This is a genomic window from Ulvibacter antarcticus, assembly GCF_003688405.1.
GTDB classification, from domain to species: domain Bacteria; phylum Bacteroidota; class Bacteroidia; order Flavobacteriales; family Flavobacteriaceae; genus Ulvibacter; species Ulvibacter antarcticus.
The window spans coordinates 681,845-702,287 of the sequence record NZ_REFC01000011.1 but is presented as its reverse complement, the minus strand read 5'-3'; the positions used below and the strand labels follow the sequence as shown (position 1 = coordinate 702,287).

16 protein-coding genes and 1 tRNA gene are annotated in these 20,443 nt (G+C 36.0%); 8 read left to right on the top strand and 9 right to left on the bottom strand.

Going from position 1 to position 20,443, the window contains the following annotated elements; all coding sequences use genetic code 11:
* Nucleotides 1-6: 6 nt before the first annotated feature.
* The 6 genes from BXY75_RS03380 to BXY75_RS03355 all read right to left on the bottom strand — a co-directional run bounded on the left by BXY75_RS03380 (nt 7) and on the right by BXY75_RS03355 (nt 4,153).
* A complete protein-coding gene (locus tag BXY75_RS03380) occupies nt 7-627 on the bottom strand; it encodes an ExbD/TolR family protein (RefSeq protein ID WP_121906281.1) in 621 nt (206 codons plus the stop codon).
* Nucleotides 628-631: 4 nt separating this feature from the next.
* Nucleotides 632-1,060 carry a hypothetical protein gene (locus BXY75_RS03375; protein WP_121906280.1) on the bottom strand — a complete coding sequence of 143 codons (429 nt, stop codon included), beginning with the start codon at nt 1,058-1,060 and terminating at the stop codon, nt 632-634.
* A gap of 17 nt (nt 1,061-1,077) precedes the next feature.
* Entirely contained in the window at nt 1,078-1,875 is a 798-nt protein-coding gene (locus BXY75_RS03370) for a MotA/TolQ/ExbB proton channel family protein (protein ID WP_121906279.1), read from the bottom strand.
* 297 nt (nt 1,876-2,172) lie between these two features.
* Nucleotides 2,173-2,257: transfer RNA gene (locus BXY75_RS03365), tRNA-Ser, on the bottom strand.
* 74 nt (nt 2,258-2,331) lie between these two features.
* A complete protein-coding gene (locus BXY75_RS03360) occupies nt 2,332-3,363 on the bottom strand; it encodes an asparaginase (protein WP_121906278.1) in 1,032 nt (343 codons plus the stop codon).
* Nucleotides 3,364-3,385: 22 nt separating this feature from the next.
* Nucleotides 3,386-4,153: a TatD family hydrolase gene (locus tag BXY75_RS03355; RefSeq protein ID WP_121906277.1), complete on the bottom strand. Its 768-nt coding sequence runs from the start codon at nt 4,151-4,153 to the stop codon at nt 3,386-3,388.
* 46 nt (nt 4,154-4,199) lie between these two features.
* Between BXY75_RS03355 and BXY75_RS03350 the strand changes: the two genes are divergently transcribed.
* The 3 genes from BXY75_RS03350 to BXY75_RS03340 all read left to right on the top strand — a co-directional run bounded on the left by BXY75_RS03350 (nt 4,200) and on the right by BXY75_RS03340 (nt 7,345).
* The gene (locus BXY75_RS03350; RefSeq protein ID WP_121906276.1) at nt 4,200-4,637 is read left to right on the top strand and encodes a retropepsin-like aspartic protease; all 438 of its coding nucleotides are present in this window, start codon (nt 4,200-4,202) and stop codon (nt 4,635-4,637) included.
* Nucleotides 4,638-4,706: 69 nt separating this feature from the next.
* Nucleotides 4,707-6,716, top strand: coding sequence for a sensor histidine kinase (locus tag BXY75_RS03345; protein WP_121906275.1), 2,010 nt, complete (start codon nt 4,707-4,709; stop codon nt 6,714-6,716).
* Nucleotides 6,713-7,345, top strand: a complete 633-nt coding sequence (locus tag BXY75_RS03340) for a response regulator (protein ID WP_121906274.1) — start codon at nt 6,713-6,715, stop codon at nt 7,343-7,345. Before BXY75_RS03345 ends, BXY75_RS03340 begins: the two co-directional genes overlap by 4 nt.
* Before the next feature lie 256 nt (nt 7,346-7,601).
* On the opposite strand, the gene odhB is transcribed toward BXY75_RS03340, so the two are convergent.
* Together odhB and BXY75_RS03330 are read right to left on the bottom strand one after the other, a co-directional pair.
* Nucleotides 7,602-8,909: a 2-oxoglutarate dehydrogenase complex dihydrolipoyllysine-residue succinyltransferase gene (odhB, locus tag BXY75_RS03335; protein ID WP_121906273.1), complete on the bottom strand. Its 1,308-nt coding sequence runs from the start codon at nt 8,907-8,909 to the stop codon at nt 7,602-7,604.
* Between the two features lie 76 nt (nt 8,910-8,985).
* Nucleotides 8,986-11,739 carry a 2-oxoglutarate dehydrogenase E1 component gene (locus BXY75_RS03330; RefSeq protein ID WP_121906272.1) on the bottom strand — a complete coding sequence of 918 codons (2,754 nt, stop codon included), beginning with the start codon at nt 11,737-11,739 and terminating at the stop codon, nt 8,986-8,988.
* A gap of 111 nt (nt 11,740-11,850) precedes the next feature.
* Between BXY75_RS03330 and BXY75_RS03325 the strand changes: the two genes are divergently transcribed.
* Nucleotides 11,851-12,381: an alpha-ketoglutarate decarboxylase gene (locus BXY75_RS03325; protein ID WP_245962909.1), complete on the top strand. Its 531-nt coding sequence runs from the start codon at nt 11,851-11,853 to the stop codon at nt 12,379-12,381.
* Between the two features lie 86 nt (nt 12,382-12,467).
* Here the strand turns inward: BXY75_RS03325 and BXY75_RS03320 are convergent, their stop codons facing one another.
* Entirely contained in the window at nt 12,468-13,442 is a 975-nt protein-coding gene (locus BXY75_RS03320; protein ID WP_121906271.1) for a polyprenyl synthetase family protein, read from the bottom strand.
* Nucleotides 13,443-13,612: 170 nt separating this feature from the next.
* On the opposite strand from BXY75_RS03320, the gene BXY75_RS03315 reads away from it, so the two are divergent.
* The 4 genes from BXY75_RS03315 (at nt 13,613) to BXY75_RS03300 (ending at nt 20,385) form a co-directional block, all read left to right on the top strand.
* Nucleotides 13,613-14,212: a TetR/AcrR family transcriptional regulator gene (locus BXY75_RS03315; protein WP_121906270.1), complete on the top strand. Its 600-nt coding sequence runs from the start codon at nt 13,613-13,615 to the stop codon at nt 14,210-14,212.
* Between the two features lie 3 nt (nt 14,213-14,215).
* On the top strand, nt 14,216-15,595 hold the full coding sequence (locus BXY75_RS03310; protein ID WP_121906269.1) for a TolC family protein: 1,380 nt from the start codon (nt 14,216-14,218) through the stop codon (nt 15,593-15,595).
* Nucleotides 15,596-15,692: 97 nt separating this feature from the next.
* Entirely contained in the window at nt 15,693-16,859 is a 1,167-nt protein-coding gene (locus BXY75_RS03305) for an efflux RND transporter periplasmic adaptor subunit (protein ID WP_121906268.1), read from the top strand.
* A 10-nt stretch (nt 16,860-16,869) separates the two neighbouring features.
* Complete coding sequence (locus BXY75_RS03300; protein ID WP_121906267.1) at nt 16,870-20,385, top strand: efflux RND transporter permease subunit; 3,516 nt, start codon at nt 16,870-16,872, stop codon at nt 20,383-20,385.
* Nucleotides 20,386-20,443: the final 58 nt, after the last annotated feature.

Genomic DNA, 20,443 nt, shown 5'->3' with positions numbered 1-20,443 from the left:
CCTGATTTATTTTCCTGACGATTTTGGTTCTGCTTCGGAAAGCTTCAAAGGAAATAATTTTTGAACATTCTCGAGTTTTGAATTAGCAGCCTCTTCGTTGCCTGCATAACTTCCTTCGTCGATAGCCTTTTTTAACTCCGTGAATTTCCATCCATAAAGCCGCTGCGACTCTCTATTTCTTAGAAAATTGTATGCTGCTACCAATTCATTTTGAACGGAGATATACATCTTATAAGAAGTGAGTCGGTCATTCTGTACAGATATTACCGCTTTGTCGGGATTATCTGATGAATCCGGGGCTCTTTTACCTTTACAATGGTTACAATGTTCCGGGCTTCCGGCTGGCGCACCACCATTATCTAGAAAGGCAATTGCTGCCTGTCTAAGATCCTTAAGTTCCATCAATTTATCCTCTACCAGCAATTGATCATTTTTATTCACATTTACTATGAACAAGTTCTTTTGCTTAATAATAGGCGGGTCGGTTACTTCTTCGTTTGGAGGCAATTGTCTGGCGATCCCCTTATCTTTCTCAATGGTCGTCGTTACCAAAAAGAAGATAAGCAAGAGGAACGCGATATCCGCCATCGAACCTGCATTAACTTCTGGTGTTGCTCTTCTTGCCATGTTGTTACCTGTTAGAAATTTTCTTAAATCCGCTAAAAATCATTGCTCCAATAGCAAGTATACCTAACATATAGAACACATACAATCCAGTAGAAACTAATTTCGAACCACTGGCCGATAGTATTTTCCCATCCTTCATTGGTGTTTCTACACCATCTGCCATTACATAAGATATAATGACGATTGCTAAGAATGCACCAATTGATATAAGCGTGTTTTTAATGTTTCCGGACATTAATCCTTTCAGAACAAAAATGACCACAAAGAAAAGAACGATAGCAAAAATAATATATGCTACGTATAAGAACCCATCTAGGTATTCTCCGGTTGCTTTTATAGCATCATCACCCTTAGTTACGATCATTGCAAGAAATACAATTCCCCCAATACTAAGGATCAATGCTATAATTTTTAATATTTTATGTAAACCCATTCTTGGTATTTTTTAAATTATCGTTTGTTTTTGTAGTCTACCAACATATCAATCAATGTGATAGAAGCATCTTCCATACTATTTACAATGCTGTCAATTTTCGCAATGATATAGTTGTAAAAGATCTGTAATATAATTGCTACAACCAAACCAAATACCGTAGTTAAAAGTGCCACTTTAATACCCCCTGCTACAAGAGAAGGGTTCATGTCACCGGCTGCTTCAATCTTATCGAAAGCCAAGATCATACCAATTACCGTACCCATAAAACCAAGCATCGGCGCCAAAGCGATAAATAAAGAAATCCAAGAAACGTTCTTTTCCAATTGTCCCATTTGAACTCCACCATAAGCCACAACAGCTTTTTCGGCAGCTTCAATGCTCTCATCCGCACGGTCCAGACCTTGATAATAGATAGATGCTACAGGACCTTTTGTATTTCTACAAACTTCCTTGGCAGCTTCTATACCTCCACTATTCAATGCATCTTCCACATTTTCAGCCAATTTTTGAGTATTGGTAGTTGAAAGGTTTAGGTATATAATTCTTTCAATAGCGATGGCCAATCCAAGAATCAAACATAAAAGTACAATCCCCATAAAACTAGGACCCCCTTCAATAAAACGTTGTTTTAATTTCTGATGCCATCCTTGAGGCTCTTCAGTAGTTGCCGCTTCTTCATCTTGTACAAATGAAACCGTTGCTGCAGTAGTTAAGGTTTGAGTGCTGGTTGGCATAGACTGTGCTGCATTTGCAGTGAAGGTTCCCGCAAAAACTAATGCGGCAATTGCCATAATAGTAAATAATTTTTTCATTGCTATCGACTTAAAGTTTGTTTTTAGTTAAAGGTTTAAAGATATAAAATAATTTAATTAATCTGCAATAATATATTTGACGCAAGCCCGTATTTGCTGTTATTAAGACTATTAGCCTAGTAATAATAAGCTGAAAAGTAATTTAACCTGTTAAACGGTAATTCTATAGTTCAATCTTATTGTAATTTTATAAAAACTTAGAACGAAAATCAAGATTCTTAAGGCATTTATGTTAAAACAAAATCAATATCGCTAAAAAGTATCGTTATCCAACTATAAATAACATCAAAAAATTTGCAGAGAGGAAGGGATTCGAACCCTCGATACGTTGCCGTATACACGCTTTCCAAGCGTGCGCCTTAAGCCACTCGGCCACCTCTCTAGTTCTTTAATTTCAATCTCAGGATGGCAAATAACAAAAAAAAAATAATGCCAAAAAAGATTTTTACCTATTATTTATTGCATCTCACCTCTTAGTGATGTTTCGAAAATTGTTTTAAAACTATTAGTCGTTACTTCCTGCCCCAGTAAGTACATTAATTTTGCCAAGGCAGCTTCTGTAGTTGCATCCTTCCCAGAAATTACACCCATCTTCTTTAAATCTATGCTCGTTTCATATTGCCCCATAGCGACACTTCCTCCCGAACATTGGGTTACATTTATCACCGGTATCCCTTTGCTCATCAATTTCTTTAGTGCTTTCAGGAACCACAGTTCATTGGTAATGTTCCCACTTCCATAGGTTTCAAGCACTAATCCTTTTATCTCTGGATACTCGAATAAATAAGTAATCGTGGTTTCGTCAATTCCCGGGAACATCTTAACAAGAAGTATATTCGACTCCATTCTTTTATGAACCTTTAACTTTTTTCGTCTATTAACCGCCAATAAAGCATTGTCGTTCACAGTAAGATGTACACCACTTTCGGCAAGTGCCGGATAATTCAATGAAGCGAAGGCTTCAAAATGCTCAGCATTTATCTTTGTGGTTCGATTGGCACGATATAATTTATATTCAAAATATAAACAAACTTCCGTGATCTTAGAATGCCCTTTTTCACGTAAGGCCGCAATTTGTATGGAAGTAATTAAATTTTCTTTAGCATCGGTCCTCAAATCTCCAATTGGAAGCTGAGATCCTGTAAACACAACAGGTTTACTTAGATTCTCTAGCATGAAACTTAGTGCCGAAGCGGTATAAGACATCGTATCACTTCCGTGTAATACCACAAAACCATCGAATTCATCGTACTTTTCTTCTATAATCGTAGCTATATCCACCCAATAGGCTGGGTTCATATTTGAACTATCGATTGGCTCCTTAAAACTAGTGGTGGCGATATCACAATCTAATAGTTTTAATTCCGGGATGTGCTTTAGAAGATCATTAAAATTGAAATTTCGTAGCGCTCCTGTTTCAAAATCTTTGATCATTCCAATGGTTCCACCAGTGTAAATTAAAAGAATATTGGGTTTATTATTTGCCATATGCCTTACTTAATTCGCCTTTTTATACTCCGAAAACTTCTGTAGAATTCTTAGTAGTAATTTTTGCAATTTCTTCTTCGGAAAGACCATAAATCTGAGACAGTTTTTTACATACTAAAGAAAGGTAGCTACTTTCATTTCGCTTGCCCCGATATGGTACCGGTGAAAGATACGGAGAATCGGTTTCTAATACGATATGCTTCAGATCTATTTGATTTAAAAAAGTATCTATCTTACCATTTTTGAAGGTCACAACCCCACCAATGCCCAATTTCATTTGAAAAGAAATCGCTCTTTTAGCTTGTTCTAAAGTTCCTGTGAAGCAGTGAAAAATTCCGAAGAGATCATCATCTTTTTCAGTTTCTAAAACATCAAAAATTTCATCGAAAGCTTCTCTACAGTGAATAACAATTGGTAATTTATACTTTTTAGCCAACTGAATTTGACTTCGGAATGCCTTTTTTTGAATTTCTAAAGTTGAGGTATCCCAATACAAATCAATCCCTATTTCACCTACAGCATAGAAGCTACGTTTCTTGAACTCTGCTTCCACGTGAAGCAACTCTTCTTTATAATTTTCTTTAACCGAAGTAGGATGCAACCCCATCATTAAAAATACGTTTTCGGGATATGCTTTTTCCAAATCGTACATTGATTGGGTATATCCTGAATCGATCGCGGGAATAAAAAATCGTCTAATCCCTTGGTCAAAAGCACGCTGCATCATTGCTTCTCTATCCTCTTCAAAGGCATCACTATATAAATGGGTATGAGTATCTGTTAACATAATCGCAAAGCTACTTATTTTGTTTGCTATCTTTACAAAAAAAAGTAGCGTGACGCAATTGAGAGGCTTCCTGGAAGCAAAAAATTATTTCAGAATACCCTTAAGAAAACTGGCAACAGGCCATTATAAGCTTTCAGCAAAAGTAAATGGTGTTAAAGGCGATTTTATATTAGACACTGGTGCTTCTACAAGCTGTATTGGCTTTAAAAGCACTACTCATTTTCATTTACTTAGTGAAGAAAGCAAAATAAAAGCGGCTGGTGCCGGAGCAATAGGGATGGACACTAGAATTTCAAGAAACAATAAGCTATCCATTGATAATTGGCATGTTAAAGGAATGGATTTTGTCCTTTTTGATTTAGGTCATATAAACGAAGCTTTAATGCAGACCGATGAGCAAACTATTCATGGAATTATTGGAGCAGATTTTCTAAAACTGAGAAGAGGCGTGATTGATTATGGACGCAATTGCTTATACGTAAAATAGAAATCTGATCTGTAACAACTTAAGTCTCTATAATTTTATTACTTTTATTCCTCTTAAGAAGATCGCATAATGCTTATAAAATATCTGATAGTAGCACCAATTGTTTTTCTCTTTGCTACTGTATCATTTTCTCAAAATGTCCAGCATTATGAAAAAATTGTTGATTCGAGTAAAAATGATTTGGAGCGCCTCGCGGCTATAGATTCAATCCTTATTCGAACTTTCAGAAAAGACGACAACACCTTTATAATCTACAGCTATTTATATATTGAGCTTGCCAAGAAGATTGATAGTTTTGATGCTGCCGCCAGGAAAGCAATGAACCTTCAATCGATTCTTACCTTTAACAAGAAAGATCCTGAAAAGGCCATAAATGTACTTAATGGTGTAATTGCCCATAAGTATAAAATAAAAGATAGTTTTTTACTGGGAGGTCTTTACATAAAGAAAGGAGTTGCAAATAGGAGCTTGGATTTAAACGAAGCAGTCAAGGATTTTACATTAGCATTAGAAAATTTTTCTCAAGAAGACTCGATCCATGTAGCAGACACCTACTTGTTCAGAGGACAAGCCAATGTCAATTTAGGAATTTTCGCTGCTGCCGGTGAAGATTTCAACAATGCATACCTCTACTATGAGGGCTTAAAGGACTATAAATACATGCTCCACGCCCGTCAGGGGATTATTTCTATGTTTAGTCTCAACGGTTTTTATGAATTAGCCAAACAAGAACGGGATGTCTTAATTGATAAGTTAATCGAACTAAATTTAACGCAATACCTTTCCCGTGAATATTACAATCAGGCGCTTGACTATCGTAAAATTGGAAACCATAAATTAGAATTAGAATACCTTTTAAAAGCAATGACCAGTCTCACTGAAGTGCACAATAACAATATGTACATTAATATTCATGCAAAACTTTCTGAATATTACAGTAGCCAAAATGATCTCATAAACGCAAAAACAGAGCTCGATCTTATTGAACCTTTATACAGTAAATTTGCTGGCGACCATGTGGTTGAACTTGTTTATTTTGGAGCCAAAGCTACCTATTTAAAGACTGTTAAAAACTATAGGAGTAGCTTGTATTACGCTCAGAAAAAACTGGAAAATGCAGAGCGCTTAGGGGACGAAGATGAAACGATGGAATCTCATTTAATGCTATCTGATATATACAAATCAATGGGCAATTTTAAGAAGAGCCTTGAGAATAAAGACAGCTATTCGGTGATTAGAGATTCTTTATACAACCAATTAAGTGTCAATTCTTTAGCCTATTACCAAACACTTTTCGAAACTCAGGAGAAAGAAAAACAATTGGTCGAAATAAACACTAACATTCAATTGCTTGAAAAAGATACTCAGACTTTTAAAAATCTAATGTTCTTTGTGAGTCTCGCAATTATGCTTACCTTCGGATTGATTCTTTTGTATCGGAACCGACAAAACCTGAAAAGTAAAAAAATTCTTCAGGAAGGATTTAGCCAGAAATTACTGGTGTCTCAGGAGCAAGAGCGGATGCGAATCTCTAAGGATCTCCATGACGGTATTGGGCAGCAGTTGTTATTAATTAAAAATAAACTGATTTCAATTGGTGATGACGCTACCAAAAAAATGGTAGATAATACCATAGAAGAAGTTCGAAATATTTCGAGAGACCTGCACCCATTTGCATTGCAGGAGCTTGGAATTACAAAAGCGATCGAACATACGCTTACACAAATAGATGAAAACACTACTTTGTTTATCTCTTCGGAAATCGATAATATAGATAATCTGTTTTCACCTGAAGAAGAAGTAAATATATACCGCATCGTTCAGGAAAGTCTAAGTAATATTATTAAACATGCAAAAGCTGAAGCCAGTAAAGTTTTGGTGAAAAAAATGACCGGCAATATTGTAATTTCTATAAAAGACAATGGTGTAGGGTTCGATTTTACAGAGAAATATGAAGATAAAAAATCTCTGGGCTTAAAAACATTGCTTGAAAGAACTAAATTTTTAAATGGTCAAATGAAGGTTATCTCCAGAAAAGAAAATGGAACAGTGCTTGAGTTTAAATTCCCAATTGAATGAATCAACATACCATCATTACTGCAGACGACCATCCACTATTGTTAAAAGGTCTCAACGATTTTTTAATTGAAAAGCAGTACAATCTTATAGGTAGTGGTAATAATGGGAGAGAAGCCTATAATTTAATAACCCAAGAAAAACCGGACATTGCCATTCTCGATATTCAAATGCCATTTATGTCGGGGCTTGAAATCGCTAAGAATTGTAAATCCAATGGCCTTGCTACTAAAATAGTGCTCATCACCCTACACAAGGAGAGGGAACTTTACCAAAAGGCTCAAGACTTGAACATTTTTGGCTATATGCTAAAAGAGTTTGCATTAGAGGAAATCGAAAATTGTATCAATACCGTGACAAATGGAGATCAGTATTTCAGTCCGAAGATCCTTCAATTGTTGGGGGATGAATTTCCTGAAAACAGTGATATTTCAGGCTTAACACCTTCAGAAAAGAAAATTTTAAAACTCATTGCTACCGATAAAACGAATAAAGAAATAGCATCGCTCTTGTTTATTTCCTACAGGACAGTAGAAAAACACCGTAGTAACATTATTACCAAACTAAAATTAGAGCCTAAGACTAACAGCCTACTTATCTGGGCTAAAGAGCATCATCAAAAATTTATCTAGTAATTCCCGTCTTCAAATTTACGTGTAAATACGTATTTTACATTCATCAGAATTTTCCGACATTTATAGTATGTTTTCAAATATGCTAGAAGAAGAAAAAGATAAAAAACAATTAAGCGGTAAACGAATCGTTTTTATGGTACTTGTGTTTTCTGTTATTTCGATTTTAGTTCTCAATCTTATAAATTATATAATTCAATTGTATCCATAAAAAAACCCGGTCTTTTCAGCCGGGTTTTTGAAGAATTATGTTTTGCTATAATTCCAAAGCTCTTTTTACATCATTATTCATTAAAAGTTCAACAGGATTTTCTAATGCTTCTTTTACAGCTACCAGAAATCCTACAGATTCTCTCCCGTCTATCACTCTGTGATCATAAGACAATGCCACAAACATGATTGGAGCAATCGCAATAGCACCATCTCGTACAATTGGGCGCTCAACAATATTGTGCATCCCTAATATTCCAGACTGAGGTGGATTAATAATTGGCGTGGACAACATACTTCCAAAAACCCCACCATTCGAAATAGTAAAGGTACCACCAGTCATTTCATCTACAGTTATTTGTCCGTCTCTTGCTCTAATTGCCAAACGTTTCACCTCTGCTTCTACCCCTCTAAAAGTTAGGTTTTCAGCGTTTCTAATTACAGGAACCATCAATCCTTTTGGACCAGAAACCGCAATAGATATATCCTTAAAATCATGTTTTATCTGATAATCCCCGTCAATCATAGAGTTTACATCCGGGAATAACTCTAATGCACGAACTACTGCTAAAGTGAAAAATGACATAAATCCAAGACCTACACCGTGCTTCTCTTTAAAGCTTTCTTTATATTCCTTTCTCAGTTCAAAGATCGGGCTCATGTCAACCTCGTTAAAGGTTGTTAACATGGCAGTTTCGTTTTTAGCGGCTACCAGTCTTTCAGCGACTTTACGTCTTAACATTGATAACTTCTTACGTTCCGTACCACGTCCGCCAGCTCCTGGAGTTCCCATAGAAGGAGTCGCATTCTCTGCGTCAGATTTTGTGACACGACCGTCACGACCACTTCCTTTTACAGCTGTAGAATCCATTCCTTTTTCTGAAAGAATTTTCTTTGCAGCTGGTGATGGCGTTCCTGAAGCATAGGTTTTATTGTCTTGTTGCTGATTAGGCGTAGAGCTTTTAGACGGCGTCTGTGTTAGTGCCTCAGCTTTCTCCCCTGTATTTTTATTCTTAGCATCCTGCTTGTCCAAATCCGGACCAGCATTTCCTTCACCCTTCTCGTCTCCCGGATTTTTATAAGTTTCGGGAGTGTCGTCTCCGCCACCAGGTTTTTTTGCGTCTGTATCTATAAGACAAACAACTGCTCCAACGGCAACTGCATCACCTTCTTCAGCCTTAAGAGTAATAATACCACTCGCCTCTGCTGGAAGTTCCAACGTTGCTTTATCACTATCGACTTCGGCAATCGCCTGATCTTTTTCTACCCAATCGCCATCTTCAACAAGCCATTGTGCTATTTCTACTTCGGTTATGGACTCTCCCGGTGAAGGGACTTTCATTTCTAATGCCATAGTACTTTTATTACTTTACTGCTATGCAGCGTTGATTATTTATTTCTTTTTTCTGAAAACAATTCTTTCAGAAATACTACTGATCGTTATTTTTATCAAAAACACTGTCAATTACTTTTTGATGACGCAATTTTGAACGGACACTACTTCCAGAAGCTGGAGCAGCATACATTTTACGACTACATACTCTAAAGTTTTTAGTCTCCTCAAAATGTAAGAGTAAATGAGAGAAGGCACCCATATTTCGTGGCTCTTCCTGTGCCCAAACAACATCTTTTGCATTTTTATACTTTGTCATTACCGCTCTCATTTTGACAGCCGGCAATGGGAACAATTGCTCTACACGCACCAATGCAACATCATTTCGTTTGTCGTTCTCTTTCTTTTCAAGAAGATCGTAGTAAAATTTCCCACTTACAAACACAAGGGTCTTGATTTTTGCTACTTCCGCTTCGGGATCATCTATTAAGGTTTGAAAACTTCCATTTGCAAATTCTTCTTTAGTCGATAACACCTTTGGATGTCTCAATAAACTCTTTGGTGTAAAAACGATAAGAGGTTTTCTGTATTTTACCTTGAGTTGTCGTCTTAGTAAATGATACATATTTGCAGGAGTCGTGACATCTGCAATAAACATATTATCTGCCGCACACATCTGAAGATAACGCTCCATCCGCGCCGAAGAATGTTCTGCTCCCTGACCTTCATATCCGTGAGGCAATAGCATTACCAAACCATTTTGAAGCTTCCATTTATCTTCTGCTGCCGAAATATATTGATCGATCATAATTTGGGCGCCATTACTGAAATCTCCAAATTGGGCTTCCCAAATAGTAAGTGTTATTGGGCTCGCCATGGCATAGCCATAATCGAAACCTACCACTCCATATTCTGATAAAAGTGAATTGTAAATATAAAAATTGGCCTGTTCTCCTTTTAATTGATTCAACAGTACTATTTCCTCTTCACTATCCTCCACTTTTACAACGGCATGTCTATGTGAAAAAGTACCTCTTTCCACATCCTGACCACTCATTCGTACATCATGACCTTCTTTCAAAAGAGTTCCATATGCTAGAAGCTCTCCCATCGCCCAATCCAATTTATCATCTTCGAAGTACATTTGATGTCTGGCATCAATCAACTTAGATATCTTCCGAAGAAATTTTTTATCCTTTGGCAACTTTGTAATTACCTCAGCGATTTCATCCAAAGCTTTCAAGTCGAAGCTGGTATCTACTTCTTCCATCATTTTATCCTCCTCAGCATAGATATAACCCTCCCATTCGTCCTTCATAAAAGGAGTAATTTCTGTCTTATCCTCTTTACGAGAGTCTTCAAGATTCTCTTCCAGTTTCTCTTTATAATCCTGTTCTAACTTTGCAGTATGTTTATCATCTATAATTCCCTGCTTTTTAAGCTTCTCGGCATAAATATCTCTAGGATTATCGTGCTTCGCAATCGCTTTATACAACTTTGGCTGTGTAAATCTTGGCTCATCCCCTTCATTATGTCCGTATTTTCTATATCCTAAAAGATCTATAAAAACATCACGACCAAACTCCATTCTAAAATCCAATGCAAATAACATGGCATGAACCACAGCTTCGACGTCGTCTGCGTTTACATGTAAAACAGGTGATAATGTTACTTTGCCTACATCTGTACAATATGTCGAAGAACGTGCATCCAGATAATTCGTGGTAAATCCAATTTGATTATTCACAACTATATGAATCGTTCCGCCGGTTTTATATCCATCCAATTGCGCCATTTGTACTATTTCGTAGACAATACCTTGTCCCGCGATTGCAGCATCTCCATGAACAATAATTGGCAATACCGCTTTTTCATTTCCTTTAAAATGATCGTCTTGCTTGGCACGTGCAATTCCTTGCACCACTGCCCCAACGGTTTCTAAATGTGATGGGTTTGGTGCGATATTAAGGTTGATTTCCTTTCCAGAATCACTTTTCCGCTTTGAAGTCCAACCCAAATGATATTTTACATCTCCATCAAAAATATCCTGTGCATAATCCTTCCCATCGAACTCACTAAAAATGTCTTTTGCGCTTTTTCCGAAGATATTAGTTAGTGTACTTAAACGACCTCTATGAGCCATTCCCATTACAAATTCCTTCACTCCCTTTTCTGCTGCACTTTCTATTAGAGCATCCAATGCAGGAATCAAACTCTCTCCACCTTCCAGGGAAAATCGTTTTTGTCCTACGTATTTTGTATGAAGAAAAGTCTCGAAAGAAACCGCTTCATTTAACTTTTTAAGGATGTGCTTTTTTCTCTCTTCGGAAAAGTTTGGCTGATTGTCATTTACATTCAGTTTATCCTGGATCCATTGAATTTCTTCAGGTTTCCGAATGTACATATACTCTATTCCAATAGAATCGCAGTAGATACTTTTAAGATGAGTGATGATATCTCCAAGCGTGGTTTCTTTTATACCTAAAACTTCCGCAGCCTTGAAAGTCATTTTTAAATCACCTTCAGAAAGCCCGAAATTTTCAATATCTAATGTTGGCTCATATTTTCTACGTTCCCTAACAGGATTTGTTCGAGTGAACAAATGTCCGCGAGTTCGATATCCGTCTATCAATTTAATGACCTGAAATTCCTTTAAGAGATTATCTGGAATTGATTGCCCATTCTGCTCAATCCCTAAAGACTCAAGCGATCCATTTTCAATTCCGAAGTCAAATCCTTGAAAAAAAGCTCTCCAGCTAGGCTCCAAACTGTCGGGATATTGTAAATATTTATCGTAGAGTTCTGCGATGTAAGCAGGATGAATGGCATTAAGAAACGAATATTTATCCATAGGAGGAAAATAAGAGTGTATTTTATAAAACGCAACAAAAATACAACAAATCCATAAACTACATTCGTCGATTTTATATATTTATAGGGCAATACTCTTAAATAATTCCTAATGAATAACCTCTTTGTCGATTATTTGAAACAAAATACGATGTTTATTCTGTTGTTACTTTGTACAACTACTCTCTATGCTCAGGAAGATAGATCTTTGTTTTGGTCGAATGTTCATTTTGGCGGTGGCATCGGACTCAGTTTCGGGGATGGATTTTTTAGTGGGACTTTGGCACCTAGTGCTATTTATGACTTTAACGACCAATTCGCGCTTGGGGTTGGCTTGAGCGGTACCTATAATTCTCAGAAAAATCTCTATAGTTCTACGATATTAGGAGGTAGCATATTGGGACTCTACAATATAATTCCACAGCTGCAGGTGTCCGCCGAATTTGAAGAACTCCATGTTTCCCGAGCCTATGAAGGTTTCCTGGAACGCCCCAATGACGATTATTGGTATCCAGCGCTTTTTGTGGGTGTCGGCTACCGACAAGGAAATTTCACAATCGGACTTAGGTACGACCTTCTGTACGATTCGGTGAAAAGCGTCTATGCGAACGCCTATGTTCCGTTTGTGAGGGTATATTTTTAGTTTACAGTTTACAGTTTACAGTTTACAGTTTACAGTAAAATTAAGTATTGAAGAAGAAATGCTTAACTATTAGATATTAATTTCTTTTACACTGTTCTTGCCATTAGTGATTTCCCAAATTCACGCAGTGCTTCTTTATTTTCTGAAGAAATATCGATCTTTTCGAGTACTTGATTTGCCTTTTCGGTGTAGTGAATAATTTCTTTTTTGGTAGCTTCGGAAGCTCCCGAAGTTTGAAAGATACGTTTCACGGTTTCAATTTTATCTGAAGGGTCCTTAGGTTCAATGCTGAACAAATTCACCAATTCATCGGCTTGTTTTTTACTTCCGTTTTGAAATGCAGTTAAATAAAGGAAGGTTTTCTTGTTGGCAATAATATCGCCACCTACTTGTTTTCCGAAGTTCTCAGGATTTCCGAAGGCATCCAAATAATCGTCCTGCAATTGAAAAGCTATTCCTAAATAGCGTCCGAAATCATAAATGTGCTCTGTACAGCTTTCCGAAGCACCTGCAACGATTGCACCCATTTTCATAGCGGCTCCAATAAGAACGGCCGTTTTATAGTCAATCATTTTAATATACTCTGGCAAGGTTACATCATCCCGTGTTTCGAAATCCACATCGTATTGTTGCCCTTCGCAAACCTGTAAAGCAGTTTTACTAAACAACTTTGCCAAATCCCTAAACAAAGCAGGTTCATAATTTTCAAATAGTTGGTATGCAAGAATTAACATGGCATCGCCAGACAATATACCCGTATTTATATCCCATTTTTCATGCACGGTCTCTTGGCCTCTTCTTAATGGTGCATTATCCATTATATCGTCGTGAATCAATGAAAAATTATGAAACAATTCTACTGCGATTGCCGCATCCATAGCTTTTTCGTAGGATCCGCTAAAAAAATCGCAGCTCATTAGTGTAAGTATTGGTCGTAAGCGTTTTCCTCCCAACGACACTATATACGACACAGGGCCATATAATTGTTCAGGTTCCTTCACGGAAACAGTAGCTGCTAGTTTCTGTGATAATGCTTCACTATATTTTTCTAATGGAATCATTCGGGAAAATTTGCTGCAAAAATAACACAAGAAATACAATTGAAAGCCTCTTAATTGTAAAAATTCGGTAGATATTTTGAATACCAAAAGCGACGAATGTTAAGAAAAGCATAAAACTTTGGAAACTTTTATTGTTTTTTAAGTTTCCTATTGTACATTTGCCGACTAATATGAGAGATAAAATAATTCAGAAAGCTGCGGAACTCTTTATAAACCTAGGTTTTAAAAGCGTTACAATGGACGACATTGCCAACGAACTGGGAATATCGAAAAAGACCATTTACGCTCATTATAAGAACAAAACAGAACTTGTTAGTGAAGCTACTACATCTATTTTAGATACCATAGTTCATGGAATTGATTGTATTTGTGCACTAGATAAGAACCCCATTGAAGAGCTCTATGAAATAAAGAAGTTCGCTATGATTCAGCTGAAAGACGAAAAATCATCTCCTCAATATCAATTGCAAAAATACTATCCGGAAATTTTTGAAAAATTAAAATCGAGGCAGTTCGACAAAATGCAAGATTGCACCTTGAAAAACCTTACAAGAGGAGTAAAACAGGGACTTTACCGAGATAACCTGGATGTAAATTTTATATCGCGCCTCTATTTTATGGGGGTTATAAATTTAAAAGACGATTCACTTTTTCCGAGTGATAAATTCCCCAAAGCCCAGTTAATGGAAAATTATCTGGAATATCATTTAAGGGGAATTGTAACAAAAGAGGGATTACAAACACTAAACAAATTTATAAACAACGATTAACCAATGCTTAAAAAGTGTATTATTTTCAGTTTTATCTTGCTGTCGAACCTCGGTTTTGCACAGCAAAATGAAACATATAGTTTTGATTTAGAAGAAGCAATCACTTTTGCCATCGATAGCAATTATACAGCTATCAATGCCAGACGTGATATTGCGAAAGCTCTGAAACAAAAGTGGGAAACCACAGCAACGGGACTACCACAAATAAGTGGTAATGTTTCCTATAACAATAATCTTAAACAACCGGTCACCTTATTACCCGGAGAAATTGCAGGAGGGGAACCTGGAACATTTGTACCTATTACCTTTGGTACTAAGCAAAATGCTTCAGCCGTGGCAACCTTAGATCAGTTGATTTTTGATGGAAGCTACCTCGTAGGTCTGAAAGCTTCAAAATCGTTTCTAAGATATTCAGAAAACATTAACGAAAAAACAAATCTGGAAGTTAGAAAGGGGGTTATTAATGCCTACGGAAGTGTAATCCTTTCCGAAGAACTAATATCAATATTTGAGAAAAATAAGGAGAACTTAGATAAAAATCTATACGAAACCCGAAAGATTTTCGAGAACGGATTAACAGAAGAAGAAAGTGTAGAACAGTTGGAGATCACCTTACTGGATGTTGAGACTCAACTTAGTAATGCGCGCCGTACTACCATTATTGCAAGGCAGATGTTTAATGTAGCACTAGGTTTGGATGTTGACACTTCAGTGATTTTTGAAGACAAACTGGAAGATCTTGCAAGTTCAAATATCAGTCTGGAGTTATTGGATACGTCCTTGAATGTTGAGAAAAACGTAGATTACAAGATCGCACAGAATTTAACGGAACAACGAGATTTGGAAATGCAGTTCGAAAAAAGTAAAGCAATGCCGCGTTTGTCTGCTTTCGTTAATTATGGAACCTCAGCAAATAGTGAGGATTTTTCATTTTTCAATGGTGATCAAAAGTGGTATCAGTCTTCGATATTAGGCGTTAGTCTCAATGTTCCAATTTTTAGTAGTGGCATGCGAAGTGCTGCTACACAGAGGACTAAAATAGCTTTAGATCAGGCCGAAACTCAATTGGAAGAAACTAAGCAGAATATAAAGCTTGAGCTAAATACTGCAAAGAGCAACTATCAATTCTCTCTAGAGAACTATGAAAATGCTAAGAAGAACATTGGTCTAGCCGAACGAATTGAAAACAAAAACCAAATAAAATTTACGGAAGGTTTGTCTACCAGTTTCGATTTGAGACAGGCACAGACGCAATTATATAATGCACAGCAACAATACATTCAGTCTATGGTGAATTTAATTAATTCCAAAGCCGAGATTGAAACCATTTTGAATACTCCGGAACTGAGAATTAGTTCGGATGAAATAAAAGGGAGATATTAAATTAAGGATTGGAGCTTAGTTTAATAGGATACTTCCAAATACAATAAAAAGGAAAAAAAGTTTAACCAAATGACACCTGCCAATCAGGAGAATTAATATGAAAAACATTCTAACTTTAATTATAGCAGCCTTATTTTTCACTTCTTGTGGAAACGAAGAAAAAAACACCATTGAAAGCGTAATCGCCACAAATGATGTGGAGACAATTCAGAAAAAAAGAGATGAAATTGTTACTCAGCAACAAGAAATACACGATAAAATTAAACTTCTCGACGAAAAACTTCACGAGTTAAATCCTGAAAAGAAAATACCTTTAATTACAACATTTACTGCAAAAGCAGAATCATTTAACCATTTTGTTGAACTACAAGGAAGTGTAGAAACCAAACAGAACATAGTAATTACCCCAGAAATGGGCGGTATTTTAAATCGCGTGTATGTAAAAAAAGGGCAAAAAGTTACTAAAGGACAATTATTAGGAACTATTGATGATGGTGGAATGGGACAGCAAGTGGCTCAATTACAAATACAGGAGGATCTTGCCAAAACAACATTTGAGCGACAAGAAAGATTGTGGGATCAAAAAATTGGAAGTGAAATTCAATATCTACAGGCGAAATCTAATTATGAAGGTCAGCAAAAAGCTGTTAGCCAAATGCAAAGTCAGTTAGGAAAATCGAGTGTCAAAGCTCCTTTCTCTGGAACTATCGACAATATAATTACTGAGCAAGGTAGCGTGGTATCTCCTGGACAAACAGAATTGTTTCGTATTGTTAATTTAAGCGATATGTATATTGAAACTGATGTTCCAGAAACATATTTAAATGATGTAGTAGTGGGTAAAGATGTTAAAGTAAATTTTCCAGTATTAGGCAGAGAAATTGACGCAAAAATTAGACAAACGGGAGACTTTATTAATCCAGATAATAGGACATTTAAAATTGAAATTGCGGTACCTAATAAAGATGGAGCTATCAAACCTAATTTAACTGCTCGACTAAAAATTAATGATTACACAAGTGAGAAAGCCCTTTTAATTCCACAAAGTATTATTTCTGAAAACGCAGAAGGAGAACAATATATCTATGTTCTTCAAGAAAAAAATGATAATAAAGCCATTGCAACCCAAGTAATTATTAAAACTGGTAAAACTCAAGGCGATGTTATTGAGGTTTTAGAAGGGTTAAAAAACGGTGATGAAATTATTGTAGAAGGTGCTCGTAGTGTAAAAGATGGTCAGACAGTAAAAATTATCAATTATTAATCCCACGAACATGGAGAAAAAGAAAAAAAACACTGAGAAAGAATTCAAACTCTCATCGTGGGCGATAAATAATAAGACAACGATCTATGTTATAATGTCGTTAATATTATTTTATGGGATTTCCTCTTATTTTAGTATGCCTAGAGAAAGTTTTCCCGAAATACGAGAAACCAAGATTTACGTAAGCGCTTTGTTCCCTGGAAATACTGCTGAAGATATTGAGAAGTTGATCACAAATCCTCTTGAGGATAAATTGAAGACAGTGAGCAATGTTGTAGAAATTACATCAACCTCTCAAGAAGATTATTCTATGATTGTTATTGAGTTTGATGAAGGTATCTCTGTTGAACTTGCATTGCAAAAAGTAAAAGATGAAATAGATTCTGAAACCTCTGGGGAAGATTGGCCAACTTTTAATAATGCCAAAGTTGAACCAAATATTTTCGAGCTGAGCATGTCTGAAGAAATGCCCATTTTAAATATTAATATATCCGGAGATTATACGGTAGAAAAGCTAAAAGAATTTGGAGAATATTTACAAGATGACATTGAAGATCTTGCCGAAATTAAAAAAGTAGATATAAGAGGTGCGCAAGAAAAGGAAGTAGAAGTTGCGGTAGATATCTATAAAATGATGGCGTCTTCTGTTAGTTTTCAAGATATAAGCAGTGCCATTAGTAATGGTAATATGACTATGTCTGCAGGAAATTTTATTGCAAGTGGACAAAGACGAACCATTCGTATTATTGGCGAAATTGATACGCCTTCAGATTTAAATGATTTTGTTGTTAAATCTGAAAACGGAAATATCGTATATCTAAAAGATATTGCTAACGTTTCTTTCAAAGAAAAAGATCGTACCACTTTTGCGAGAGAATTTGGTGATCGTGTGGTAATGCTCGATGTAAAAAAACGTTCAGGAAAAAACATGGTTGCAGCAGCAGATCAGATCGAATTGATTGTGAAAAATGCCAAAGAAAATGTCTTTCCACCCAATCTAAATGTTACTATCACAAATGATCAATCATCAAAAACAATAGGTCAAGTAGATGATCTTGTCAATAATATCATCTTTGGAATTATTTTGGTTGTAACAGTTTTAATGTTCTTTTTAGGATTTAGAAATGCATTATTTGTAGGTTTTGCTATTCCTATGTCCATGTTTATGTCTTTAATGATTTTAAACCAATTGGGCTATACTATGAATACTATGATACTCTTTGGGCTAATTATGGGTCTTGGAATGCTTGTAGATAATGGTATTGTAGTAGTCGAAAACGTATACAGGCTTATGGACGAAGAAGGGATGAGCCGTATTGAAGCAGCCAAGAAAGGAATTGGTGAAATTGCATTTCCAATTATTATATCTACAGCTACCACAGTTGCGGCCTTTGTTCCTTTGGGATTATGGCCTGGACTAATGGGCCAGTTTATGATTTACTTTCCCATTACATTATCCGTAGTATTAGGATCTTCACTTATTGTTGCCATTTTCTTTAATTCGGTATTAGTTTCTCAATTTATGACTACCGAAGATAAAGATATGCCGGTTAATCAAATTATAAAAGTTACAACCATTGTTGGAGGAATTGGGATACTCATTATGTTATTTGGTGGCGAGTATCGTGCTCTGGGAACATTAATGATTTTTACAGCCATAATGCTATGGGTATATAGATTAATAATACGTAAAATGGCTAATAGATTTCAGAAAAAATCTTTAGTCAAATTAGAAAATTGGTACGAACGTAATTTAACTACAGCATTTAAAAAGAAGCGCCCTTATATAGTTATTGGCGGAACATTTCTTTTACTAATTGTTGCGTTTATAACCTTTGGAGCTTCTCTCGCAACACAGAGAACAAAGGTTGAGTTCTTTCCGGACAATAAGCCCAATCAAATAATTGTCTATATCGAGTATCCGCAAGGGACGGATATAGATAAAACTAATGCTATTACTAACGAAATTGAAGAAAAAGTATATAAAGTAATAAATGGAGAGCAGTATAGAGATGGAGACTATAATTTTTTAGTTGAAAGTGCTGTTTCTCAAGTAGGTGAAGGAGCTGGAAATCCCCAAACCGACGGTGGTTCTGCAGCTGAGATGCCTCATAAAGGAAAGATCACTGCTTCAATGCGCGAATATAAATTTAGAAGAGGAGAAGATAGTGAGCATTTGCGGCAAAAGGTACAAGAAGCTTTAGTTGGTATATATCCTGGAGTATTGATTTCGGTTGAGAAAGATCAAAATGGCCCCCCAAGTGGAGCCCCAATAAATATTGAATTAGAAGGCGATGATTACAATGAATTAATATTAACCGCAGAAAAAATGCGGGATTTTATCAATAGTAAAAATATTGCCGCAATCGATGAGCTTAAAATAGATGTTAATAAAGACAAACCGGCCATGCAAGTTACGGTAGACAGAGAAAAAGCAGGAGAACTAGGCGTTAGTGCTGGGCAGGTTGGACAACAATTACGTAATTCTATTTTTGGAACTAAAGCCGGTATATTTAAAGACGCTGGAGAAGATTATGATATTTATATTCGATTTAATAAGGACAGCAGGTATAATTATAGCGCTCTTTTTAATCAGAATTTGACGTTTAGAACAAATTCAGGTGAAATGCGTGAAATACCTATTTCTTCTGTCGCTTCTAAAAGCAATACTTCTGGATTTAGTGCAATAAAACATAGAGACACCCGTCGTGTTGTAACGGTTTACTCAGCATTAGCTCCAGGCTATACTGATGCAGGTGCAGTCGTAAGTCAAGTGCAAAATGAAATGCGCAATTTTGAAGGATTACCAGAGAATATAAAAATTGATTTTACGGGCCAGATTGAAGAACAAAACAAACAAATGACGTTTTTAATGGGAGCATTTTTTAGTGGCCTCGGACTGATTTTTTTAATCTTAATTTTCCAATTTAATTCAATTTCCAAGCCTACGATAATCATGATTGCCATATTTCTTAGCTTTATTGGAGTGTTTGGAGGGATTGTGATAACGGGAGCTCCATTTGTGATAATGATGACCATGATGGGAATTATCTCCTTAGCAGGAATTGTAGTTAATAATGGAGTAGTACTATTAGATTATGCACAACTTTTAATAGACAGGAAGAAAAATGAATTAGATATGGATGATTCTGAATATCTAAACAAAGAAGATTTGCTAAGTAGTATTATAAAAGCTGGAAAGGCAAGGTTACGTCCTGTTATATTGACTGCCATCACTACTATTCTTGGGTTAATACCGCTTGCTATAGGTCTAAATATAGATTTCTTCTCATTATTTAGTGAGTTTGATCCGAAAATATACATGGGAGGTGATAACGTAATATTTTGGGGACCTTTAGCTTGGACAGTTATATATGGACTTTTTATTGCTACTTTCTTAACTTTAATCGTTGTTCCTATTTTATTTTATATAGCCATGCGTATGAAGATGTGGATTCATAAAAAAAGAAATATGGAGACTGTTACATCTGAAGGTAATGAAACAAAACTTGAGCCTGCAGAATAATAATATCATTCAATTTATTTTCAATAAAAAACCCTTTCCGAATTGGAAAGGGTTTTTC